At 39.8% G+C, this 25,948-nt stretch carries 19 protein-coding genes; 8 read left to right on the top strand and 11 right to left on the bottom strand.

What is annotated here, in order from left to right; genetic code table 11:
- Positions 1-33: 33 nt before the first annotated feature.
- The 3 genes from GPM24_RS17160 to GPM24_RS17150 all read right to left on the bottom strand — a co-directional run bounded on the left by GPM24_RS17160 (position 34) and on the right by GPM24_RS17150 (position 5,178).
- Positions 34-1,494, bottom strand: a complete 1,461-nt coding sequence (locus GPM24_RS17160) for a flippase (protein WP_158828334.1) — start codon at positions 1,492-1,494, stop codon at positions 34-36.
- Between the two features lie 156 nt (positions 1,495-1,650).
- On the bottom strand, positions 1,651-2,718 hold the full coding sequence (locus tag GPM24_RS17155; RefSeq protein ID WP_158828333.1) for a Wzz/FepE/Etk N-terminal domain-containing protein: 1,068 nt from the start codon (positions 2,716-2,718) through the stop codon (positions 1,651-1,653).
- Positions 2,719-5,178, bottom strand: coding sequence for an SLBB domain-containing protein (locus GPM24_RS17150; protein WP_158828332.1), 2,460 nt, complete (start codon positions 5,176-5,178; stop codon positions 2,719-2,721).
- 1,217 nt (positions 5,179-6,395) lie between these two features.
- Here GPM24_RS17150 and GPM24_RS17145 point away from each other — a divergent pair.
- Entirely contained in the window at positions 6,396-7,256 is an 861-nt protein-coding gene (locus GPM24_RS17145) for an N-acetylglucosamine kinase (protein ID WP_158828331.1), read from the top strand.
- 67 nt (positions 7,257-7,323) lie between these two features.
- Here the strand turns inward: GPM24_RS17145 and GPM24_RS17140 are convergent, their stop codons facing one another.
- The gene (locus tag GPM24_RS17140; RefSeq protein ID WP_199269778.1) at positions 7,324-8,004 is read right to left on the bottom strand and encodes an NUDIX hydrolase; all 681 of its coding nucleotides are present in this window, start codon (positions 8,002-8,004) and stop codon (positions 7,324-7,326) included.
- 279 nt (positions 8,005-8,283) lie between these two features.
- Here GPM24_RS17140 and GPM24_RS17135 point away from each other — a divergent pair, with 279 nt between their 5' ends.
- From GPM24_RS17135 to GPM24_RS17125, 3 genes are all read left to right on the top strand, one after another.
- Entirely contained in the window at positions 8,284-9,132 is an 849-nt protein-coding gene (locus GPM24_RS17135) for a hypothetical protein (RefSeq protein WP_158828329.1), read from the top strand.
- A 7-nt stretch (positions 9,133-9,139) separates the two neighbouring features.
- Positions 9,140-10,135, top strand: a complete 996-nt coding sequence (gap, locus tag GPM24_RS17130) for a type I glyceraldehyde-3-phosphate dehydrogenase (RefSeq protein WP_158828328.1) — start codon at positions 9,140-9,142, stop codon at positions 10,133-10,135.
- A 136-nt stretch (positions 10,136-10,271) separates the two neighbouring features.
- Entirely contained in the window at positions 10,272-10,754 is a 483-nt protein-coding gene (locus tag GPM24_RS17125; RefSeq protein ID WP_158828327.1) for a tetratricopeptide repeat protein, read from the top strand.
- 88 nt (positions 10,755-10,842) lie between these two features.
- Here GPM24_RS17125 and glgB read toward each other — a convergent pair whose 3' ends face one another.
- From glgB to GPM24_RS17110, 3 genes are all read right to left on the bottom strand, one after another.
- Positions 10,843-13,158 (bottom strand): 1,4-alpha-glucan branching protein GlgB, encoded by a 2,316-nt coding sequence (gene glgB, locus GPM24_RS17120; RefSeq protein WP_158828326.1) that lies wholly within the window; start codon positions 13,156-13,158, stop codon positions 10,843-10,845.
- 210 nt (positions 13,159-13,368) lie between these two features.
- Complete coding sequence (locus GPM24_RS17115) at positions 13,369-15,846, bottom strand: glycoside hydrolase family 31 protein (RefSeq protein ID WP_158828325.1); 2,478 nt, start codon at positions 15,844-15,846, stop codon at positions 13,369-13,371.
- 313 nt (positions 15,847-16,159) lie between these two features.
- On the bottom strand, positions 16,160-17,878 hold the full coding sequence (locus GPM24_RS17110; RefSeq protein ID WP_158828324.1) for an alpha-amylase family glycosyl hydrolase: 1,719 nt from the start codon (positions 17,876-17,878) through the stop codon (positions 16,160-16,162).
- Between the two features lie 187 nt (positions 17,879-18,065).
- Between GPM24_RS17110 and GPM24_RS17105 the strand changes: the two genes are divergently transcribed.
- Positions 18,066-20,507 carry a penicillin acylase family protein gene (locus GPM24_RS17105; RefSeq protein WP_158828323.1) on the top strand — a complete coding sequence of 814 codons (2,442 nt, stop codon included), beginning with the start codon at positions 18,066-18,068 and terminating at the stop codon, positions 20,505-20,507.
- Between the two features lie 3 nt (positions 20,508-20,510).
- On the top strand, positions 20,511-20,867 hold the full coding sequence (locus GPM24_RS17100; RefSeq protein WP_158828322.1) for a hypothetical protein: 357 nt from the start codon (positions 20,511-20,513) through the stop codon (positions 20,865-20,867).
- 44 nt (positions 20,868-20,911) lie between these two features.
- On the opposite strand, the gene GPM24_RS17095 is transcribed toward GPM24_RS17100, so the two are convergent.
- Entirely contained in the window at positions 20,912-21,586 is a 675-nt protein-coding gene (locus tag GPM24_RS17095; protein WP_158828321.1) for a lipid-binding SYLF domain-containing protein, read from the bottom strand.
- Positions 21,587-21,748: 162 nt separating this feature from the next.
- Here GPM24_RS17095 and GPM24_RS17090 point away from each other — a divergent pair, with 162 nt between their 5' ends.
- Positions 21,749-22,735, top strand: coding sequence for a LuxE/PaaK family acyltransferase (locus GPM24_RS17090; RefSeq protein ID WP_158828320.1), 987 nt, complete (start codon positions 21,749-21,751; stop codon positions 22,733-22,735).
- Positions 22,736-22,828: 93 nt separating this feature from the next.
- A complete protein-coding gene (locus tag GPM24_RS17085; RefSeq protein WP_158828319.1) occupies positions 22,829-23,356 on the top strand; it encodes a 2'-5' RNA ligase family protein in 528 nt (175 codons plus the stop codon).
- Between the two features lie 100 nt (positions 23,357-23,456).
- Here GPM24_RS17085 and GPM24_RS17080 read toward each other — a convergent pair whose 3' ends face one another.
- From GPM24_RS17080 to GPM24_RS17070, 3 genes are all read right to left on the bottom strand, one after another.
- Positions 23,457-23,894, bottom strand: a complete 438-nt coding sequence (locus tag GPM24_RS17080; RefSeq protein ID WP_158828318.1) for a MarR family winged helix-turn-helix transcriptional regulator — start codon at positions 23,892-23,894, stop codon at positions 23,457-23,459.
- Positions 23,895-24,076: 182 nt separating this feature from the next.
- Positions 24,077-24,475, bottom strand: a complete 399-nt coding sequence (locus GPM24_RS17075; protein WP_158828317.1) for a hypothetical protein — start codon at positions 24,473-24,475, stop codon at positions 24,077-24,079.
- A gap of 244 nt (positions 24,476-24,719) precedes the next feature.
- On the bottom strand, positions 24,720-25,925 hold the full coding sequence (locus GPM24_RS17070) for a proline dehydrogenase family protein (RefSeq protein ID WP_158828316.1): 1,206 nt from the start codon (positions 25,923-25,925) through the stop codon (positions 24,720-24,722).
- Between the last annotated feature and the right edge of the window lie 23 nt (positions 25,926-25,948).

The following is a 25,948-nucleotide window of genomic DNA, read 5'->3' as shown; positions in this document are numbered from 1 at the left end:
AGAGACGGTTTTATTTCTTTGTCAAAGTGCATATTATTCTAATCCTTGCACCATTGTCTTACCTTTAAACTTTTCAAGCAACCTTACATACAAATCGTTGATCAGATGATCTTTAAACACAAACCATTGGATGCTTACGTATGTTACTCCACATGTAATTACAGATATGCCCAATGTTAATATAACGCCTAAGTTTAACGACCGTGTTAGTAAGATAATGGGCACAAACAATAATGAGGCCGCAACCGACTTGAATGCAGTGGCCCAACCGAAGGAGAAGGAAAAGTTTTTCTTGACAAAGTATATATAAAAGCCAGTTACAGCAAATTCAGTAACAACGTTAGCGATAGAAGCCCCTACGTCTTTTAGCCTTGGTACAAGCACAAAATTTAATGTAACAGCAATCAACATTCCCCCTACCACCGAATATACCATTTCTTTATCTTTACCTGCAGGTATAAGAATTTGTATCCCCCAAAAATAACCTAATCCAATAGCTATGGGTAATAGGGCAAGTATCTGCATGCTAATTGTTCCTTCCAAGAACTTAGCGCCTGAAAACATTACAATACACTCTGGTGCTAATAGTATCAATCCCGCAAAAGAAGGAATGGCAAAAAATAATATAAAGTGCAAAGATTTGTCTAATACAGATTTTACTTGATCTAGATTTCCTTCCGCAAATTGGTGTGAAATCTGAGGCATAGTTACAGTTCCCACTGACGTAATAAACGGAATTACAATTTTAGTAAGTTTAACAGCAGCTGAATATAAACCAACATATCGCGCATTAGACAAAAAACCTAACAGAACAACATCGAGCAAGGTATACATACTTACTGCTAAGGAAAGACTAAAAATTAGTAAGAGCGGGCGGGTATGTTTCCTTAACTCCAAATTGCTGAAGGTAATTTTGACCTTTTTTCGTACCGTGTATAAATTATACGCATTATTGGCAACTGCAGAAAAAATGCTAATATAGAGATACATCTCTAAGTCATCATGCGATTTAACTAGGGTGTATAACAAGATTAGAGATACCAACTTAATAATTACCGATCTCACTGCTATCATTTTAAACTCTTCCAGCCCAACGTAAAGCCAATCAATGCTCGTGAAACCAACTAAAATACTTATAGAAGCTATTAGATATAAATGCTTATCATAAGAAAAATAATTAAAACTAATAACTGTAACTAAATATATTACGGTTAAAAGTACACTCATGATAAATGAGATGCTTAGCAGCTCTGAAAAGACGACCGACTGCTTTTCTGCTTTACCTTTATATTTGGCAATTTCTCTTGTTCCGTAAGTAGGGATACCTAAGCTAGCTATCAGAATAAAGTATTGCGCAAACGATGTGATGAATTGGAACTTCCCTATTCCTAAAGGTCCCAAAACCCTAGAAGCATATGGAAAACTAAGGATAGGAAACAATATGTTGAATATTGTTAAAATAAGATTATAAAAGTAGTTTTTTCTTAAACTCATTATTAATGGGAAGTAAAGGCAAATTAGCAGTTTCAGCTACTTCAGAAGAACAAGATTTTCAGTTTCTTAAGCGCATATTGCACTATGAATTAACATTAACTGATGTGCTTTAATATTAGTGTTAAACACATTATTGCATATCCACTCTTACACTATTTAAGACAGAATATTATTAAAGAACCGCCGTGTCACCAAAAAGACTGTGGTCAATATAAATGCCAACAAACCGCCCATAATCGCAGCTTTGGTTTTACTAAGCTTAGCTTTCTCAAGCGGATATAGTGGGCTATCTATTATTTGAATTAAAGGGCTTTCATTTCGTAAAGACATTTTGGAAACCTCTAAATTGGCAACAGCCTCGGCGTAAATGGTTTGATTTGCCTGCACATCTACCTGACGTCTTTGCGATGGTACTCGTAAAGATTGTAAGGCAGGGTTTGGATTAGGATTGGCATCAGCCGCCGCAGCAACTCCACGCATCGACGAACTCATTGCATTGCGTAAGCTATCGGTTTGCCTCTTCAATAACGCTATATTGTCCAATATCTTTTTTGTTTTCGTTTGTACATAAAAGGCATTTACATTTGTGACAATCCTGTCATTAAATTCTTTCACAAATGGTTCATCTCCTCCCTTCACCGTCACATTTATGATATTCAAGTTCTTATCGGGCCGTTCTACTTCCATGTAGTTTTTGTTAATGTCATTAACTACCTGGGTAATGATGCTATCATGTTTAATGGTGAAACGGGCTTTGTCTGTATCAAACTGGATATTTTTAACAGCTGGATCTTTCTCTGCCCAAAATTTTCTTAGTCCGTTTGCTTCAATGTATCTGTCAATAAGCAACTGCGGCTTGCCTTTAATTGTTGCACGGCTAAGTAACGTCTTTTCGATCATCGATCTGGATTTATAAAGCTCAATGATGTTGTCGCCTTGAAATAAACCGCTGCTTCCGCCAGCGTCTATACCCATCATTGATGCGATGCCTGAGTATGACCTTAACTTGCTTTGTGATTCTCCCTCTTCTAAAACAAAGGTACATTTGGCTGTATAAATATAGTGTTTAAAAGAGGCGTAGAACACACCAGCTACACAGCCTATAATTATAGCAATTACAATATATATCCAGTTTCTGAGTAAATCATAGATTAATCTTCTAGATTTTAGAATTACCTCTTTTAAAGTAATTTCTTCCTGGTCCCGTAGTACTTCGCGTTGCATCTATTTTGTTATACTGATTAAACCTAAAACTACAGCTACTAATGATGTCAAGCTTCCACCTATACCAACGATGTCCCCAAGTGATATTCCACGACGTTCGGCTCTGCGAGGTACAAAAATTTCACTGCCAGGTTTTACGTTAGGGCGATTGTTGAAGAATAAGAATTTGCGTGTTCCTTTTACCGTTCCGTTAGGATACACCACATAAGCGCCGCGTCTCATTGCCGTTGATGAAAATCCACCGGCATTAATAACATAATCTTTAAATGATTTGCCTTTGTCAAATACTACAATACTTGGGTATAAAACCTCTCCATTAACCCGAACAACCTGCTGTTGTTTGGGTATCCTAATAATATCGCCGTCTTCCAGCAAAAGGTCAGTTCTAGATCCGGGCTTGTCTATGATCTTTTGCAGATCAATGCCTACATAATCATTTCTAATCTGATCCTCGTTAACCACAGAAGATCCATTCACATTTTGTTGCAGATTACGTAACCGTCGTATACGCTCGCGCTCTAATGCAACTGTGTCAGTTCTATTTTTGTCAATACCTAATATAGCTAAATTGGTGCGCTTTAACGTTCCACCTGAAGGATAAGCCGATGCTGTTAAACCACCTGCACGAGCGATCAGATCTGAAATTTTTTCATCTTTTGATTTGATCGTGTAAGGACCGGGATACAAAACTTCGCCTTCTAAAGTTACGGTTCTTAATGTTTCGAAACCTGGCAACGTAAATACAGAAACGATATCAAAAGGCTTCAATACGAAATTGCTACTAGCTAAGCTAAGCTTGTCGCTTATATCAATACTATAAACTTCTGAAATAGGTGAATTTTTAGCTTTTGGATCAGCTGAATTAATTCGGCGGGCCACTTGTATACGCTTTGCGCTCGCACCCTCAGCTAGTCCACCGGCTTGCTGAATTAAACCTTCAACAGTTAATCCTTCGGCATAGTCAAAATCTCCCGGCTGCCGCACTTCGCCCTTTATGCTAACTTTATATTGGTCACGCAAATCAAATATAGAGGATATGTTCACAACGTCTTCGCGTTGTAACGGAATATCAGCAGCGGTTTTATTAAGTATAGCCTGCACGTCAAATGCTATACTTTCGGTAGTATTATCCGGCCGCAAACGAGTTAAATAACCGCGTTGTAAATAAGCGTCTTCACGCAAACCAGCAGCTTTTGCAATTAGCCCGGACAGCGTAAGTCCTTTTTCTAATTCATAATCGCCCGGGCGAAATACAGCACCGTTAATTGCAACACGATTTTCATACCGATTTAATATAGCATCAACCGTATAGCGATCTCCACGTAATGGAATGTAGTTGTCAAAATCGCTCTCCTCAACGTCCACTATTCGACGTTCTTGATTAGAGATTTGCAAGGCAGTAACCTTGGCGGTATAAGCTTCATCTGTAAAACCGCCCGCGAAGCCGATAACGTCTTTTAAATGCTCACCAGGTAATACTTCGAAAATAGCCGGGTGTTTAATTTGCCCGTTCATCTGCACGCGAACTTTGTAAGTAGGTATACGGATAATATCCTGATCTCTTAAAGCGATGTTATCTTTTTGATCTGAACGTAGAATGAAATCGTATATATCCAATGTTTTAATGATACGGTTATTACGGATAACATAAATTTGTCTGAATGATCCATTCTCGCCCGGACCACCAGCGGCAACCAGCGCATTAAATACAGTAGCTAAAGAAGGCAGCGTGTAAGTACCCGGTTTTAGAGCCTCGCCCGTTACGGTAACTTTGATACTACGAATATTGCCTAATGAAACATTGACATTTGTACCTCTGCCAATAGCATAGTTATTGGCTGCCAGTCGGGTTTTTATAATACTGGTAGCTTGCTCAACGGTACGACCAGCCACATTTACTACCCCCACTCCCGGTATATTTATTGTTCCCTCTGGTGAAACTACAAGTCGCCAATCAACCAATGAATTTCCATATACGTTTATGTTTAACTGATCGTCTGGTCCTAGAATATAATTTACCGGGGTCGCAATCCGTAAATTAGGTTCGAAAGTTGTACTACTGCCTCTAAATAGATCAGAACCAAACACCTTGATGGTGGTCTTGGTCAACGAATCCCTTTTATTGCTTGCGGTATCAATATCTCCCGTTACTCTGCGCGTCGTTGCAGTGCTGTCAAGCGAGGCTCTTGAATTGCGGGTGGCCAACAACTTAATTCTGTTTTGCAGTTTTTGTATCTGTGCAGGCTGCATTCCTTTGGTACGTAATAGTTGCGGCAGGCTTATATCATCCAAGCCTTGTGCAGCTGCATCAGACATTAATTGACGTATTTTAACGTCAGATAGCTGATCAACATTGATGTTTGCTAAATCTAGCTGATTTAGCGTTTGTGCGCGGGTTGAAAGAAAACAGAGTACAGTTAAGAAAAGAACTAGAAAGGGTAGATATAAACGATATTTCATTTTTTGGAATGGTCTTTTGCAAAACAGTTTTTATTGTATATGTGCTTGCAAAGTGTGTAAACATTTAGTTCTCGTGATATTATGATTTGCTTACTAAAGCTAATTTCGAACAATTTTTGGCATAATTGATTTTCGAACTCCCGTTATTAGTAAAGATGCATAGTTAAATAATAAAATGCGGTTGTGCTTAGCCAAAATAAAACTGCTGTATCGTGTATTAATTCATCAATATCTCTTATTCATAGAAAAACAGCACTCATGTAACGCCTTAACCGGGTCGTTAAAGATAAAAATCCGTATTCACGTACAAAGATATGCGAAGTTTCTTAAATATCATCTACACAAGCGTGACATAAGTTCAGGCGTTTCTTCTTAAAAGAAATGCCAAGTATAAATATTTTTGAATTATTGAACAGAATATTTTTGACAATTAATCCGGTGACGTGCATAGCAACATACGTGCCTTTATAATTGTTTGCGCATTTATCAACGAATTATTTTAATTACAGCACCTTCCAGTCAGCACACATTTCTCATATAATATCAACAAATGTCGCATTGATCCTCAAATTACAAATCTTTGTATTTCAAAATACTGCTTATTATCAGCACATTTCGCAGTGGCAATAGTAATAATGTGTTACTGTTCATGCTTTTTCGTACACTTAAATAAAAAAGAATAATTGGTTATTCTTCGACATATATTATATCAATAAGGAGTTTTTTGCCATTAAGCAAAGCAAGCGCATGATATAATGCAATAATTGCGCTACACAAAGTGTCTACAAAAACATCCAACTTGTCTAGCTAAATTTTCGCATATCTAGTTACTGTTCTTAATATGTTAATTCATAACTATCTATGGATTTCATAAGCTATAATAAAATTCGTTATTATAAAAAGAGCCTCTTAATAATACTTCTATAATGTATTGTAAAAACGACAGTAAATAATCTAATCCGCGAATTAGCTGATACATTCAAAACAAGTAATGGACAATATAAATAATAATGTGTCGCCTAAACGGTGTCTTATCGACTTCAACATACAGACAACTTATAGTAAAATTTATTTGATTGTTTCAAAAGCCGCTGGAACATACTTGTACAATTGTATATTGCAGTTTACTTTACCCTTCGTGTACGATTTACAACAAAATAAATTTTTTTTAAATCGACTTTAATCATACTTTTAACCCCAACTTAATCAACATATCCATGAAATTAATTGCTGACGGCGGTTCAACTAAAACCAACTGGTGCTTGGTTACCGATGAAGGTAAAAAAGTTTACTTTAATACCGAAGGTTACAATCCTTATTTTGTTACACCTGACTATATAGTACAATCACTTACTACCAATTTACCGGCTGATTTAAAAACAGACAACATTACCGAAGTTAATTATTACGGTGCTGGCTGTTCTACAGACGAAAAGCGTCAGCAAGTTGCTGATGGCATGAGCCGGGTATTTACTAAAGCAAAAGTGAATATAGGTCATGACTTGTTAGCTGCCGCTCGTGCATTGCTTGGCCGTACAGAAGGCTTTGCTGCAATCTTAGGAACAGGTACCAACACTTGTTTATATGATGGCAAAGACGTTGTTCATAATATTGATTCGGGCGCTTACATTTTAGGTGACGAAGGCAGTGGCTGTTATATCGGCAAAAAACTTTTGGTAGATTACCTAAGAGGTTACATGCCTGAAGCTGTTCGCAAAAACTTTTGGGATACCTATCATTTAACACCGGATGACGTTAACCAAAAAGTATACTCAGAACCGTTAGCAAACCGCTTTTGCGCTAGCTTTAGTAAATTTGTTTATGACAATAATGTACACCTTGAATATACCCGCAATTTGGTAAAAACTTCTTTTGAAGACTTTTTCCGTAATTTGGTAACGCATTACCCTAACTATCAAAACTACACCTTCAATTGTATTGGCTCAGTTGGCTACAATTTTAGAAACGTTTTGGAAGAGGTTGTTACGGAGAACGGCATGAAGATGGGCACTATCATCCGCTCACCTATAGATAATTTGGTTAAATTCCATTTGGATATGGAACCAAGTCAATTATAATAAAACTAATTTGAAGCAAAAAGGGCCGTCTGTTTTAGACGGCCCTTTTTGCTTATATGATATTATGTTACTCGATATTTAACTCGTTCTGAAATATCTTGCCATATTTTCTTCTATCAAATTTATATAGCTTTGCTGCCCTGAACGATACGTTCTTCTGTTTTTCGTCTAGCTCTTTTAAAAAGCCGTAGCTCAGCATTTTTTTCCGAAAATTACGTTTATCTAACTTCTTATTCAATATAGCTTCATAAAGTTGCTGTAATTGAGTAAGCGTAAACTTTTCGGGCAACAACTCGTAGGCAATAGGTTGGTAATTAAGCCTGCGACGCAATTTATTAAAACCAGTTTTAAAAATTTCGCTATGATCAAACGCCAGTTTAGGCAAATCACTTACCGGATGCCAAAAAGCTTTCTTTGCAAATTGAATTAATGGCTTCAGTTCTTTTTGGCTATTAATGCGTATCAACGCATAATAGGCAATAGTAATAACGCGGCCGCTTGGATGTCGGTTTACTTCGCCAAAAGTATGAAATTGCTCCATGTGCAGATCGTTCAAGCCAGTCAGCTCGTGTAATATACGGCCTGCCGCTTCATCTATACCTTCGTCCTGTTTAACTAGGTTTCCAGGTAATGCTAACCAGTCTTTAAACGGATCATTACTTCTTTCAATCAATAATATTTTTAGTTCGCCGGCTTCAAAACCAAATATTACACAGTCTATTGAAATAGCCGATTCGAACTTAGGCATATCTACTTCCAAGGTTTAAAATATTTATTACGTTTTTAAAGATAGAGCTAATTTTTTAACGAGATAAATTTACATAAAATTAACTAAGTGTAATTTATACAATAACACAATAGTTTAAGTAAAAATTTGACAATCAATTATTCACATCGTTAAAATATCGATATTAATCAATGACAAAAAATAACAATATAAAAAATTTAAAGCGACTACTTAATTTCGCTTTTATCTATAACTGATTAAAGTTGCTATATTTGCTCGCCGTAAAACTTACGGATGTCTATGGTTGCAATTATTTACAGCGGGTCTAATTATGCAGACTGGCGGCTTGCCGCTAAAGGCCGTACAATTGCATCCTTCAAAACAAGCAGTATAAACCCGTTTTTTAGCGACGAAAAGTATATCCTCCAACTGCTCAACAAAAACATTAACTTAATACACCATGCCGAAGAAATTAAACGTATTTATTTTTTTGGTGCTGGAGTTTTAAGCACTGAGTTAAAAAACACGGTTATAAACGGCTTTTCGCTATTTTTTAAGTTTGCAAAGATTTCTGTTGAGCACGATATACTAGGTGCGGCCATTGCCTGTTGTAAAACTGAACCCGGCATTGTAAGCATTTGCGGAAGCGGATCAAACGCTGCATGGTTTGACGGAAAAAAAATTAAACCGAACAATTACGGCTTAGGCTATGTTTTAGCAGATGAAGGGTCTGGTAATTGGCTGGGCAAACAACTGGTTAAAGCGTATATCAACGAGTCTTTGCCAGATCATTTGCGACGCAAGTTTGCCAAAAAGTATGATGCTGATCGTAAAGTTTTGTTAGATAAAGTTTACAGACAAAAGCAACCTGCTTTGTACCTAAGTTCGCTAGCCGACTTCTTTATTGACAACCCTGACGACCATTACCTGCAATCGGTACTAATGAACGGCTTTAACAAATTGATTGACACCTACGTTCTACCCTTAAGAAAGCAATATCCAGAGGCTAAAGTTCACTTTGCCGGTTCTATTGCAGCAGGGTTTAAGCCTTATTTACAACAGGCCGCTAATAATGCAGGGTTTGAAATTGCTTTCATTTTAAAAGAACCTATAAACAATTTATTAACATACTATTCAAATAAAAACTAATAAAAACATGAAAATAGGAATTAACGGATTCGGCCGTATCGGTCGTTTAGCTTTCAGAGCTGCCATTCAAAGACCAGGTGTTGAAGTGGTTGGTATTAACGATTTGGTTGAGCCTGATTATATGGCTTACATGTTGAAATACGACTCAACTCATGGTAAATTTGAAGGTACCATCGAAGTTAAAGACGGTAACTTGGTTGTAAACGGTCAAACTATCCGTGTAACTGCTGAGAAAGATCCGGCTAACCTGAAATGGAATGAAGTTGGTGCCGAAGTAATTATCGAGTCAACCGGCTTGTTCTTAACACAAGAAACAGCTCAAAAACACATTGACGCTGGCGCTAAAAAAGTAGTGATGTCTGCTCCTGCTAAAGATGACACTCCTACTTTTGTAATGGGTGTAAACCACAAAGAACTGAACGCTGAGCATACCATCGTATCTAACGCTTCATGTACCACTAACTGTCTGGCTCCAATCGCTAAAGTACTGAATGATAAATTTGGTATTGAAGAAGGTTTAATGAGTACTATACACGCAGTTACTGCTACTCAAAAAACAGTTGACGGCCCTTCGGCTAAAGATTGGAGAGGTGGCCGTGGTGCTTACCAAAACATCATCCCTTCATCAACTGGTGCGGCTAAAGCAGTATCATTGGTTATCCCTGCCTTAAAAGGTAAATTAACCGGTATGTCTTTCCGCGTACCTGTTGCCGACGTATCTGTAGTAGATTTAACCGTGCGTTTAAAAAACAGCACATCTTATGAGCAAGTTAAAGCTGCTATGAAAGAAGCATCTGAAGGTGAACTGAAAGGAATTTTAGGGTACACTGAAGACGAGGTTGTTTCAGAAGATTTCAAAGGTGATTCTCGTACTTCAATATTTGACGCTAAAGCCGGTATCGCTTTAAATGACAACTTCATTAAAGTAGTATCTTGGTACGATAACGAGTGGGGTTACTCAAACAAACTGATCGACTTAGTTGAAGAAGTTGGTAAACTGTAATTAACCATATATCATTTATAAAAAGCCGGACTGCTTAGTCCGGCTTTTTTTGTTTACGTTGTGTCAAGGCATGATTTGACTACCTAAATAGTCGTCAAAATTTCGTATATTGCCTGTTATCATAAACGATACGAACATGCATAACTGGGAAGATATATATCTTGAGGCCGAAGAAGCCATCCGAAACGCCAATTATTTACAAGCTAAACAACTACTCGAAAATATTATTTTAGAAGAGCCTGCTACTGCACAAGCACATAATTCACTAGGTTGGCTTTACCGCACACAGTTTGATGACTACAGCCGGGCTGAAAATCATTATAGAGCTGCTATCAAAAGCAATCCGCAATACCCGCACGCTTATATTAATCTAATTGTGTTGTACACTAATTTAGAACAGTGGGATAAAGCTAAAGCCATTGCCGAGAAAGCAATCGCCCGCCCATTGGTTGATAAAGCACTTATTAATTACCGGCTGGGTATCATTGAAGAATATGCTCAAAATTTTGATGAAGCCATAAGTTATTACAAAAAAGCAATTAAGCTGTGCCTGAATTTTGATTCAATTGAAGATTATAAACGGGCTATCGCCAATTGCGAATACAAGGCGAGCTTGTAAACGAATAGAAAGTGATTTAAACTAAAATAGGCCGAGCAATTGCTCGGCCTATTTTAGTTCGAATTAAGTTGTGCTAGTAATCTATCATTTATAATTTCTTAAATACTACTGCTCCTAATGGTGGCAGCGTAACGCTAATAGAATGACTACGGCCATGCCAGCTTTCAGCCCCGGCAGTAATCGGATAAGGATTGTCTACACCAGATCCCCAATATACTTTGGCATCCGAGTTATAAATTTCCTTCCATTGGCCTTCTTGCGGTACGCCGATACGATAGTTGTAGTGCACACTTGGCGTCATGTTTAAAATGATCAGCACATCATCATTTGGCTCATGTCCTTTACGTAAATAAACTAAAATAGAATCGTTGCTATTACCACCATCAACCCATTCAAACCCACCTTCTTCAAAGCTTTTTTGATACAAGGCCGGTTCACTACGGTAAAGGTGGTTGAGCGCTTTTACAGATTCTTTAATGCCCTGATGGCAATCGAATTGTGTTATCCACCAATCAAGTGATTGCCCAAAGTTCCACTCAGAAACTTGTGCAAACTCAGCCCCCATAAATAGCAATTTTGCTCCGGGGTGAGTGAACATATAACTGTATACCAGGCGCAAATTTGCATAACGCTGCCATTCGTCCCCCGGCATTTTGTTGATCATGGATCCCTTTCCATAAACTACTTCATCATGCGAAAACGGCAACATAAAGTTTTCGGTAAAGGCATAGATCAAACTAAATGTAATTTGATCATGGTGATGTTTACGGTAAACCGAATCTTTGCCAAAATAGTTGATAGTATCGTGCATCCACCCCATCATCCATTTCATACCAAAGCCTAAACCGCCGTGATGCACCGGCCTACTTACGCCTTTAAATGAGGTAGATTCTTCGGCAATGGTTTGCACATCAGGGAATGTGCTATAAACTGCTGAATTGAATTCTTTTAAAAACTCAATTGCTTCCAAATTTTCATTACCACCATATTGATTAGGTATCCACTCCCCTTCTTTTCGCGAATAGTCTAAATATAGCATAGACGCGACACCATCAACCCGTAAGCCGTCGGCATGGTAGCGGTCTAGCCAAAAGAAAGCATTGCTTATCAAAAACGATTTGACTTCGTTACGGCCGTAATTGAATATATAAGATGTCCAGTCGGGATGATAACCCTGACGTACATCGGCATGCTCATACAAGTGCGTACCATCAAACTTATAAAGGGCATTAGCATCTCCCGGAAAATGTGATGGCACCCAATCTAATATTACCCCTATGCCAGCTAAGTGCAACTGTTCTATCAAATACATTAATTGCTGTGGCGTGCCCCAGCGTGATGCAGCTGCGTAATAACCACTCAACTGGTATCCCCAGCTAGGATAATAAGGGTGTTCCATTACGGGCATAAACTCCACATGTGTAAAGCCCATATCCTTAATGTAAGGTACCAGGCGCTCGGCTACCTGATCGTAAGTATAGAACTCATTGGGACTTTCATCACTACGGGCCCAAGAACCTATGTGCATTTCATAAACTGAATATGGTTTATCTAATGCGTTATGCTGATAGCGGTTGGTCATCCAATCGCCGTCTTTCCATTCGTAGTATGTATGTGCTACAATTGAAGCTGTTTGTGGCGGTTCTTCCCAGCGCAAGGCGTAAGGGTCTCCTTTTTCCAGGTCTTCTCCTTCAGACGACCGGACGTAATATTTGTATACTTCGCCATCGCCAACATGCGGTATAAATCCTTCCCATATGCCCGAAGAGTCCCAACGGTGGTAAAGCGGATGTGACCCACGATCCCAGTAATTGAAATTACCAATTACTGATACAAATTGGGCGTTTGGTGCCCACACTGCAAAATATGTACCTACCACACCATTATGAGTCACTACATGCGAACCCATTTTTTCGTACAAACGGTAGTGTCGCCCCGATTTAAACAGGCTAATATCAAAATCTGTAAAGCGGCTATATGCCTCTATTTTATTAACGTCAACAGGGTGCGGCTCTGGCTCTGCCGATGTATCCGGTATAACTGGTAAATTGCTTACCGGCGCAGCACTGGTATCTTCTGCATTTGCTTTTTTTGCTTTAGCTGCACGTGCTTTTTTTTTCGGAATTTCAGTCAGCAGCGTTTTAATCGAAACTTCATCAGCCGGCGTTTCAGCTTGATTTGCATTAGCTTTAGGCTTGCGTGTTTTAATTGTTTTCACGGGTTCCGATTCTGGAAAACCAGGTTCAGAAGTATCTTCTTTAAGCTTTTTTCTGGATGCCGAAGATTTCGCTGTCTTCACGGGTTCCGATTCTGGAAACGGCGTTATAACTTTTTCTGGAGCGCTTGTTTCTGGACTTACGTTCTCGGTTGACTCAGGATTTGATTTAATGGTTCTTTTTGCCATAGCTAGATAGCCTATGCAGGCCTTATTTCGTAATTACAGTAGATAGATTGACGCAACTCAATACAAGACAAGATACACATTGCTGAACACCCTAACCTTGCGGTTGTTTTACTTACTGCAATACTAATAAACTTACAGCATAACACCATATAAAATAAAAAAGCGCCATTGCTTTTAAACAATGACGCTATAGAATTTTATAAGCTCTAATTATAAAATTTCAATCAATTTAAAGTTTTTAGTATATCTAAATTCCAGGCACTTGTCGGCATTCATAACAAAGTCAGTAACCTCGGTACCATCTATAATAATTTTTGATGGTTTAAACGGCAAACCTACCACATTGAAACGGTAATATTCATAACGCGGCGTGTACAAGCCTTCCATACTTTGCTGTATAGTTAAAACGGTTTCTTTACCACTTACAACAAATTTCTTTTCAGAATAAATATCCTGCTCGTAGGCAAAAGTTTCGCCGTAGTCTTCAAAAAAGAAAGAGTTGGCAATGTGATCACTGTAGTATACGTTCAATCTTACTTCTTCAATTTCTTTTTCGCCTACATACTGCATTACCGGATACTCAGGAACTACTGAACCTGCTTTTACAAACAGTGGCATAACTTCTAAAGGCGTAGCCACCTCTATTTCTTGTCCGCCATCAACATAAGCATTATCCCAGTAATAATACCATTTACCAGCAGGCAAATATACACGCCGACTTTTTTGACCTGGATCCATTACCGGGCAAACCAATATTTTGTCGCCATACGTAAACTCATCCTGGCGTGCCTGATTATTTATCTCATTTTGCTCCTGCATTACAACCGGCCTTAATATCGGGAAGCCATAACGGTGATGCTCCCAAAAGGTTGAATACATGTAAGGCAAAAGCTTATATCTTAATTCGATAAATTTACGATTAATGGAAGTATATGGTTCACCAAAACTCCATGGTTCGCGTTCTTTAGTATCACCGGCTGAGTGTGCACGCATAAACGGTGAAAATGTTCCCATCTGTATCCAACGGGTAAACAACTCGCCATCGGGCTCGCCGCTAAAGCCACCAATATCGGTACCACAAAATGGTATGCCCGACATAGACAAACGCTGACATTGCACGTTACCCAAACGCAAATGATCCCACGAAGCCACGTTGTCACCAGTCCATACAGATGCATACCGTTGAACACCTGAATAACCTGCACGGGTGATGGTAAACGGACGTTTATTTTTCATGATTTTGCGCATACCCTCGTAAGTAGCACGCACCATTTGCATACCATAAACGTTATGTGCTTTACGGTGCGAACCGCGGAAACCATCATATTGGTGACGAACATCATCAGGGAAAGTGCCGTTACCGAATACAGCTGGCTCATTCATATCGTTCCATACACCCGCCACACCCATCTGTATCAATTCGTCAAACAACGTTCCCCACCATTCACGCACTTCAGGGTTAGTAAAGTCAGGAAACTGGCAACGGCCCGGCCACACGTGCCCTTCCATAAAATAGTCGTCCGAACGGCGGCAGAAATAGCGTTTTTCTTTACCCTCTTTAAACACCCAGTAATTGTCATCAACACGAATGCCCGGATCGATAATAACTACTGTTTTAAAACCATCAGCAGCCAGTTCCTTGATCATTTTTTTAGGATCAGGGAAATACTTACGGTTCCAGGTAAAACAACGGTAGCCGTCCATATAGTCAATGTCCAGGTACAAACCGTCGCACGGGATCTTATTTTCGCGGAAGCCATTAGCTACCTTTCTTACTTTTGATTCAGGGTAGTAGCTCCAGCGGCACTGATGGTAGCCTAAAGCCCAAAGCGGCGGCATTGGATGGGTACCGGTTAGTAAGTGGTAGCGTTTTACCACATCCATCATATGCGGACCGTGGATATAATAGTATTGCAACTCACCCCCATCTGCCCAAAAGCTGGTTTTGGTATGATCTTCCTTACCGAAGTCAAAGTAACTTTTGAAGGTATTGTCGAAAAATATGCCGTGCGCTATACCTTCGTTTAAGCTAATGTAAAATGGTATACTCCGATAAATAGGATCCTGATGCCAGTTAAATGAGTAAGCATCAGTATTCCAATTTACCAGTCGTTTGCCGCGCAAATTCAAGTCAGTGGGCTTATCGCCCAAACCGTAAATAGCCTCGTCAGAGTGGCATACTTTGGTACCAAATACGTAATATCCCCCAAACTGTACATTTTCTTCCCAATGCATCTGCACCGCATCAGCGCTGGTAACATGATTCTGGCTATCGGAAAATGAAATAAAAAAATCTTTTTTGCTGATGTGGCAGTTTACCGTATTGGTCGACACCCGGTATTCATTTTCATCATCATGCATATGAAACATGGATACCTTGGCATCCAATTTTGGTACCGCATATGAAAACTCTTCTAAAAACACGCCGTGCGGTGCCATACGCACACGAATAACTTCATCTGTAACCACCACAACTTCTACCTTGGCTTCGCCATCGGTAAAATAAAAGCGGTTGCCTTTTTGTTCTACACCTACCGGCGGACCGAGGTATTTTTTTACAATAGGTTTTAAACTGGCAACGGGGTTATTGACGTGATGGAAAATTTCCTCTTCTTCTTCAATTAGTTTAGCAGTATTCGCAGGTACTTCTGGGAAATCAGTATCTGGTTTAAGTATATTTTCTTCCATTTAAATTAATTAGTCTTGCGTATTGGCTAATATGAGGCCTTTACATGATGTTAACGAAGTTTACCGGTTAAATGTTACCAACAATCAAGCCATTGTACTCGGTATTTTAAACCGATAGTTACATTGCTTTAAATTCTGGGAAAAATATAGAAATTAGACAGATTACCAAAATGATTTTTAGGTTAAGGCCAGCGTACAATGCAAACCAGCCCTAACCTAACATCGACATAATCTACCATATCTAAATTGGCATCTCAATCAGATTTATTGATTTGTGAATATCTTATTAGATGGAAAGCTTTAGCATATTTTGTTAAAATTTTAAAAGTATTCCACTCATTTCTTTAAGTGTCAGTAGCACGCCATCAGCGATATTTGGTGTACTAAATTCAGTATCTGAAAGCAGATCAATGAAAGTTATCGCCCCTTCAACCTGCAGTTCCTGTAATAAATCAAGGGGAAGGTTAACTTGTATTTTGTGTTCATGCCGATTAAAGTTCACTAACATAAGTAGGCGTTGGTTTGATGTATAACGAAGATATATATATACCTTTTCGTTAAAACCCTCATTATGCTGATTGGCTACCATTAATTCATAAAATTTTCCATGAGTGATGGCTTCGTTAGCACCAGTAAGATTTAAGAGCCGTGTGTAAAACTCCCTTAATCTGCGCTGATCTGCGGATAAATTTTCTCCATTAAACGTCCCATTATTTACCCACTTTTGATGCTCTGGCACGCCCCAGTAATCAAAAATGGTTGTACGTCCATCATCACCACTAAATCCGGAAGCACCAGCGGCCGGCTCTCCTACCTCTTGTCCAAAATAAATCATCACAGGCCCGGTAGCCAAGGTAGCGGTCAAAATCATACCTGGTACGGCTAACCATGCGTCACCTGCAAAATCGGGAGATGCGATGCGTTGCTCGTCATGATTTTCTATAAAACGCAACATCCGTTCATCAAAGCCACGGGTTTGATAGTTCCAGACAGCATTTATTTCCCAGGTACTGGAACCGTACTCATTCCGAGTAAGCCTTTTGATGGCATCATATAAACCCACTTTATCATACAAGTAATCAAAATTACCTTTAAACAGGTAATTGCTGTATTCATGCGGATTGTAAGCTTCGCCGATGAAGAGTAAGTGTGGATAATTGTTTTTTAACTGCGTAGTAATCCAGTTCCAAAACTCGATAGGAACCAGCTCTACCATATCACATCTAAAAGCGTCGATACCTTGCTCAGCCCAAAAACTTAATATATCCTGCATTTTAGTCCATAGTGGCGGTATAGGATTAAAATGTGTTTGATAGCCGTTACGAAAGTCGACCCCATAGTTCAGTTTAACTGTTTCGAACCAATTGTTGATAGACGGCCTGGGCGTATGTACATCGTCTCCCGTTCCTTTGGCCGGATACTCGTCAAATTGCCCGTCCTTAAGTGGGCTTTGATATTCATCTCCACCCGGATTGTATCCGTTGGGCACAACAAAGGGCTGACCAGGAAAATAATAATAATCGTTTTGGGGGCTGAATGCCTGACTGGTATCATCGTCTTCTCCAAAATCGCGAACACCGGCAGGCTTGGCATCCGATTGATAAGTACGTGCTACATGATTTGGCACAAAATCTATTATTACTTTTAGCCCTTGCTGATGCGTACGCTGAATTAAGGCTTGAAATTCAGCCATTCGGTTAGTTACATCTACTGCCAGGTCGGGATCAACGTCATAATAGTCTTTAATAGCATAAGGCGATCCGGCTCGGCCTTTCACCACATCGGGGTCATCCGGTTTAATCCCAAATGAAGAATAATCAGTCATGGTAGCATGTTCTATAACGCCAGTGTACCATATGTGGGTAAAGCCCATTCGCTTTATTTCAGCAAGTGCTGTTTCTGTGATGTCATTAAACTTACCACAACCGTTTTCGGTGATTGAGCCGTAGTACTTGTTGGTAGTATTAGTGTTGCCGAACAAACGTGGCAACAATTGATATATAAGGAGTTTGTGATTTGTAGAAGACGACATACACAGTGATTTCTATTTTATGCTAATGCTTATCTGTTTTAACTTAAAACACCTAAAGTAGTTTTTTTAATCAAATACGCTAACATATGATGTGTATATTGGTTGAGTAACTACCTGAGCCTTTTAAAACAACTAGCATCCAATAATGCAAACGTTTTTGTATAATGCATCACCTGCAATTATTTTCATGAAAATATTCAAAGCAATTATTTGTATCTTAAGTACAGTTGTATTGATTTGGGCACTGCATACTAAGTTTGGCCCGGTGCCGCCAGTTGGAAACTTCATCAATCCATCAACCGGATTTTGGCAAAATGCAGAAAGCAAATACGATTCGCCTGCAAACAAACTAAATTTAGAAGGTTTGCATGACGAAGTGATTGTTAAATACGACGACAATCACGTTCCACACATTTTTGCCAAAAACGACCATGACTTGTATTACGCACAGGGCTATGTGACTGCAGCCGACCGCCTTTGGCAAATGGACATTCAAACCCGCAGCGCATCTGGCCGACTGGCCAAAGTAGTTGGCGCTAACGCTTTGGAAATTGACCGTTACCACCGCCGTATGGGCATGGTTTACGGTGCCGAAAATTCATTGCGAGGCATGATGAAAGATCCGCAAACCAAATTGGTAGTAGAAGCCTATACGAAAGGCATTAATACTTACATACATAGTCTTACACCAGCACAATACCCTATTGAATTTAAGCTTTTAAATTATAAGCCAGAAGAATGGAAACCTATCAACTGTGCGCTATTACTCAAGTTGATGTCCGAAACACTGGCCGGTGGCTCGGATGAATTGGAGATGACGAACGTATTAAATAAGTTTGGATGGAAAGTGACGCAAGACCTTTTTCCTGATGAAAGCTTTCAGCAGGAGCCTATAATTCCAGCAGGTACCAAATGGAACTTTAAGCCACTGACTATACCCAAATTCTCCCCTACCTTTAAAGCTCAGATGCTAAGTAATAACCACAAACCTGCTTCTAAAATTGAAGGTATTGGTAGTAACAACTGGGCTGTATCAGGCAGCAAAACTGCAACGGGCTATCCTATATTGGCTAATGACCCGCATTTGCATTTAACCTTTCCGTCTATCTGGTATCAAATACAACTGCACGGGCCGGGTGTAAATGTGTACGGTGTATCATTACCCGGCGCTCCTAACATTATAATAGGCTATAATCAAAACATAAGCTGGGGGGTGACTAATGTTGATGCCGACGTGCTGGACTGGTATCAAATAAAATTTAAGGATGCCGACAAAAACGAATATTGGTATAACAATCAATGGCGCAAAACAACACGACGTATAGAAACCATAAAGGTACGCGGTCAGGCCGCGGTTACCGAAAATGTGATTTATACCCATTTTGGACCGGTAGTTTATGAAGATAGTATTCAAAAGTATAAAAAAGCGCCTGCCAACGTCCCAGCAGGCACAGCACTGCGCTGGGTTGCACATGACGAGTCAAACGAATTGAGAACGTTTTATTTGCTTAATCGTGGTAATAACTATGCCGATTACCGGAAAGCACTGGCATTCTATTCTGCACCTGCACAGAATTTTATATTTGCCAGTGCTGATAATGATATTGCCATTACGCCAAACGGCAAATTGCCGCTGAAGTTTAAAGATCAAGGTAAATTCATATTGGATGGTACCGATGCTGCCAACAACTGGCAGGGCTTTATACCTTATGAACAAAATCCAACGGTCAAGAATCCACCGAGAGGGTTCGTTAGTTCTGCTAATCAGCAATCTACAGATGCTACCTATCCCTATTATATTAACTGGCAGTTTGGTGCTTACCAACGTGGTAAACGCATTAATGACCGGCTGTCTGCAATGAATCACATTACGGCTGATAGTATGCGATTGCTGCAAACCGACAATTACAGCATCACGGCTTATGACATTTTACCAACGCTGCTTAAATACATTGATCCGTCTGAACTGGATGCCAGTCAATTGGAAGCTTATAAAGTGCTAAAATCCTGGAACAAACGTTTTGATGCTGATGCCATTGGGGCTACTATTTTTAACAGTTGGTGGCTTAATGTTTATAACACAACCTGGAGAGATGATTTTGAAACACTGAATGCCGACCTGCGATGGCCATCAAAAGACCGAACAATAAAAATGCTGTTAACCGAGCCTCAAAGTAAATGGTTTGACAATATCCATACAGCAGGCCGCGAAACCATTGCAGATATTGTAAGTCAGGCCTTCAACAACACCATCAATGAATTGATACATGCCCACGGCAAGCTGGGCGCAGCTTGGCAATGGGGCAAGATTCGCCCTACTGAAATTGATCACCTAGCCAGCCTGCCTGGGTTTGGGTCGGGCAAATTTGAATCGGGTGGTACGGCAGGGGTTATCAACGCCATCAGCGGTGGCAATGGGCCATCCTGGCGCATGGTGGTGCAGTTAGGACCCAAGGTGAAGGGCTTTGGCATCTTTCCGGGTGGAGAGTCAGGCAATCCTGGAAGCTTTTACTATACCAACATGTTGCAATCCTGGAAGGATGGCAAGCTGAACGAGCTTCTTTACCTACAATCGGCTACTGAAAAATCAGAGAAAATAAAAAACACCCTTACCCTACAAAAAAAATAAGCTATGCCTTTTATATTGATACTTGTTTTAACCGCTTTAGCCGGCATTATGCATTTGGCCTGGTGGACAGTAGCCATCATTGCATTTGTAGTAGCTTTTGTATCAGCCAAGCGAGCCGGACAGTCTATATGGTCGGGTTTTGGCGGCGTATCTATAGGTTGGATAATTGTTGCACTGATGAAGAGCTTACCCAATGATAATTTGCTTGCTACCCGTGTAGCCGCTTTGTTTCATCTTCCGCACTGGACGTTACTGCTTATAATTATGGGCTTAATTGGCGGATTGGTAGGCGGATTTGCGGCATATTCTGGCTTATTAGTAAAGCGTGTTTTTGAAAAACCGACGTTGAGTTTGAAATAAAAAAGCGCATCTTACAAAGAAGATGCGCTTCTAGGAAATTACTATTACATACCTTTCAAAGCAGCTTTTAAAGCAACAATTGATGCTTTAGTGCTTTTTCCGTTTTCGAATATCTGTTGTGATGTTACATCTGCTCCATAAAAATTAGCGTTGGCGGATTTATCGATAGACAAGTTGGTGCCATTTACACTTATGCCTGCAAACAGTCCGCGGCTACGGGAATATGAATATACTTCGGCTTCCAGCTTATGATCGGTACTGGCAGTTGAGCTACGGCCCACCGGACCAGCAGCGGCTGAAATATCGCCACCAATAGTAAAATCACCTTTTTTAACTTCGGTTAGCACACCTTTATGACGGAACACCAATACCAAGTCTACCGACTGAACGCCAATTTGAAAACCGAAGCTTCCGCCGGTTAGCGTAATAAATACCGGATTGCTCCAGCCGCCACCAGGCAGTTTAACAACAGCTACACCTTTGCCACGCTTGCCGCCAATGCCAAATCCGGCGTTGATCATTTTGGGTATAATCACCATTCCCTCAGTTTCTTTCAGCAGTTCTTGCGGTATGCTTTCATCTGATGTTGAAAATGCTTGCAGCACTTTTGATGCTAATTCAATTCGTTCCGTTTCTTTGTCTCCAGCATTTTGCGCCGAGGTTAACACCAGCACCATGCTTAATAACGCGGGTAAGGATAATAATCTTAAAATCTTCATAATACTTTTCTTTATTAAATAGTCAACACTATTAGCTATTGCATAAGCAAGGCCTTTAAGTTTGATGAATTAACGCGCAAATGTAGGTTTTGATTGTTGGCAATGTGTAATCAATGTTTTAGGATGACACTACCTACGTTTGAATGTGCGTATCTTTGCCTCATGGAAAAGCCGCAACAGCAGCAAATATTTTCTGTAAACACAGAGCAGCAGTTCACCGAAGCAGCCTTACAAACTTTTCGTTATCAAGCATTTCATAATCCGATATATAGTAAGTTTATAGAAGGGCTAAATGTTGATCCGGAAAGTGTTTTTAGCATTTCTGATATTCCGTTTTTACCGATTGAATTTTTTAAACAACACGAAATTTTGAGTGATGCAAAACAACCGGAAATAATTTTTACCAGTTCGGGTACCACCGGCATGATTACCAGCAGACATTTAGTAACTGATGTTAGCTGGTATGTGAAAAGTTTCCGGCAGGCTTTTGAGCTGTTTTATGGCCCGGTTGACCAGTTTTGTATCTTAGCGTTATTACCTTCCTATTTGGAAAGAGAAGGCTCGTCGCTGGTTTATATGGCTGATGACCTGATTCAGCAATCTCACAATCACGACAGCGGCTTTTACTTGTACAATCACAACGACCTGTATCGGCAGCTCCAAAAGCAACAAGCAGCCAAAAAGCCTACTTTGCTTATCGGCGTTACATTTGCGCTGCTGGATTTTGTTGAGCGCTATCCCATCCAGTTTCCCGAACTAATTGTAATGGAAACGGGCGGCATGAAGGGCCGGCGCAAAGAAATGATTCGGGAAGAATTGCACGATATTCTTTGCCGGGGGTTTGGCGTAAGCGCCATTCATTCTGAGTATGGCATGACCGAACTGCTTTCGCAGGCTTACTCTAAAGGCAATGGCATTTTTGATTGTCCGCCTTGGATGCGTGTTTTGACACGCGACACTAACGACCCTGTAAGTTTAGTTGAGCAAGGCAAAACCGGCGGTGTGAACATTATCGACCTGGCAAATATTAACTCCTGCTCTTTTATTGCCACACAGGATTTGGGCAAGGTTTACAGTGATGGTTCTTTTGAAATTTTAGGTCGGTTCGATTTTTCCGACATCCGCGGTTGCAATTTATTAATTGCTTAAGAGTAAGCATTACACTTTAAGTGTCGGATTAAGCCCAATGTTTTCATCGTAGTATTTTTAAACTTGGTAAAATATTAATAGTTCATACATATCATGAAATACTTCGCTGGCATAGTACCACCTTCGCCTGTTTATGAAACTTTTTTGCGTATCCAAAAGCAGTTTGGTGATAACCGTGTAGAACCACACATTACCTTAAGGCCGCCTGTAAAACCACACGATGAAGAAAAATGGCTGCAAATTGTCACTAAAATTGCGGCTACAACCAAACCATTTACCGTTACCCTGCCAAATACCGATTATTTTGGAAACGGAGTATTATTTGCAAGTGTACTGGCCGATGCGTTAATAGCATTGCACAAAGAACTTATAACAGCGTTGGCTCCCTTTGAAAATGAAGAAAATGATGCTGATACCCATCACTTTCATCCGCACCTTACGCTCGGCCGCAAATGGTGCGGGTTTACTACAGACAATTTTGAAAACATGCAACAACTTGCCAACGAATACTTGATTGGAAAAAATATTAGTTTTAAAGCAACACACATCCGCATTTATCAAAAGCCCGAACATCAGGGCCGCTGGCAAGCTTTCCGAGATGCACCATTTCTTACCATTTAATTGTTGTTCTAACGTTACGCTTGCGGTATACATAAAAAAAGCGGCCGGCAAATTGCCAGCCACTTTCAAACAACACTAATTAAACAACAACAAAGCAAGCTTACGCTACTTTGTATTCCTCTTTCAGGTTACATTCAAGTGCACTGAGAACTTCAAAGAATGCACTAAGTTTGCTGGCCTCAATACCGGCTGTAATGCGCTCGTTTAAGATAACAGCCGCCTGATTTATCGACCTTATATTGTTCATCCCTTTTTGTGTTAAAAAAAGGAAGTTATCGCTTCTATCGGTAATATTATTTTCAACGTCAATTAAGCCTTCGGCACTTAAATGATAAACGATAGATAAGAGATGCGGCTTATCTATCAGCAGCAAGTCGGCCAGCTTTTGCTGCGACATGGTTCCTTCGTTTTGATAAATAGCCAACAGTACATCAAAGTGATAGCTCATTTCGGATTGATAGTGCTCCCTTTCAATTACTTTCGTATATAAATTAGTAATGAGCTTTAGTTTGTTAGATATGGGTTCATTCTGAATCATAATAACCTGTTTTGATTCAATTGTTATGAATTGTATTTGCTTTTTAGAAAAATGATTTTTCTCATAATGACCTTATTCTAGCCAGCAGCTAAGAATAAAAGTTGATACAAGTTAAGCTAGTTCAAGGCCTGTTTTAAAGCAAACCGCCTATGAATTACGAGCTTAACTGCCAGAAAATAAAATCAAATAAGCCAGCTACAATTGAGTACGTAGCTGCACTGTGACCACAGCGGAGGATTTTTAAAAGCGAATAGAGATTCAGCTTGTGTTTCGGCTGATACATTGAGATATATCAAAAACCATGTGCTGATCATAGCAACTAGACCAACACACAAATCAACTTCTTTACGACTCGCTGATGCCACCCGGTCACGGCGTAAAGTACTTCCAATTCTTTTAAGCGTCGACTTGACGGTTTTAGCGTAAACTTGATCTTTACTTGCCGGTTTGTGGGCATTTGCGCTAGGAAGTAAGAAAATTAACAGCAGCGAAAACAGAAAATACAAAGCCGACAAAAACAGCGAGGGCCATTTTTTAGCTAAAAAGTATGTTCTGATATTTGCTAATTCCATGCTTGTCATACAGCAATCCATTTATAGAAATGCTATGGTCTACGGGCAAAAATAGGCAACACGTAGTTTAAAGTAAAGTACATTTCGCAATTTGTTTACAACTACCATATTGTTAAACTAGTTTTGATGAATTAACCACTTAAGCAGTAACTGATGGAATTTTAAATTAGCGCTTTAATATCAATTCGTTGTCCGTTGTTACGTGCTGTTTCTATATTAAAAAAGGCTACTTAAAGCAGCCTTTTAATCTAACTTATATTTTTCTCCGTTGCTTTTCTTTAATAATTAATCCTAATTCACGGCTCATTTGCCCCGCAATAGCGGTATTTTCTTGTGCCCGGCGAAACAGATATGGCAACACAGCTTTTACAGGTCCATAAGGCACATACTTAACCACATTATAACCTGCATTAGCTAAATTAAAACTTAAATTATCGCTCATGCCCAGCAATTGTGAGAAGTAAACATGGGGATGGTTGTGCGGTACATTAAGCTCATTCATCAAATCGGCTAAGAAGCGGCAGCTATCTTCATTATGGGTACCTGCTACAATAGCTATACGTTCTATGTTCCGCACACAAAAACGCGTCGCCTCGTTATAATCACGATCAGCCGACTGTTTATCTGGCTGTATAGGCGATGGATAGCCCATTTCTTGAGCGCGCTTGCGTTCTTTTTCCATATAGGCACCGCGCACCAGTTTGGCACCTAATATAAAACCCTTAGCTGTGGCTTTTTCAAAATCCTGCTTTAAATCGGCCAGTTTATCGTGGCGGTATATCTGATAAGTGTTGTATACGATGCATTTATATTGATTAAAGCGCTGCATCATGTCCAACGCCAACTTATCTAGTGTTATTTGAATCCAGCTCTCTTCAGCATCAATCATCACAGGAACCCCAACCTGAAATGCCTTTTGACAAATGTCTAATACACGCGCTTGTACTTTTTGCCATTCCTCAATCTCGGCAGCAGTTAACGAAGCACCGGTATCTAATTTTTCTAACAAGCCGAAACGGCCTACGCCGGTTACTTTAAATACTGTGATGGGCACAGCTGGGTCGCCGGTTGCACGTTCAATAGTGCGTATAATTTCATCACGGGTGTGGTCGAACACCTTTTCGTCTTCCTCACCCTCTACCGAATAATCCAATATGGTACCTACTCCACCAGAATGCAAATTTTTAATAGTGTTATCGCATTCGGCAATGGTTTCGCCGCCACAAAACTGTTTAAAAATAGTAGCCTTAATTAAACCTTTAATTGGCAAACCCATCTTTATAGCAAAGTTGGTCATGCCCGGGCCTACTTTTACTAAGAAATTATTGTTGATAGCTTTGAACAACCAGTACGCTCGCTGCAAGTCAGCGTTAGAAGCATGGCGAAAAGCAATTTCAGTATTTTCAAATGATAGGGTTACCCTTTCGGGCGCAGGTACAGAATTTTCATTTGTTAGCATGCTGCAAAATTATAAAATGCAAA

It is taken from the genome of Mucilaginibacter lacusdianchii (assembly GCF_009770985.1).
GTDB classification, from domain to species: Bacteria; Bacteroidota; Bacteroidia; order Sphingobacteriales; family Sphingobacteriaceae; genus Mucilaginibacter; species Mucilaginibacter lacusdianchii.
This window is presented reverse-complemented; position numbering and strand designations above follow the sequence as displayed.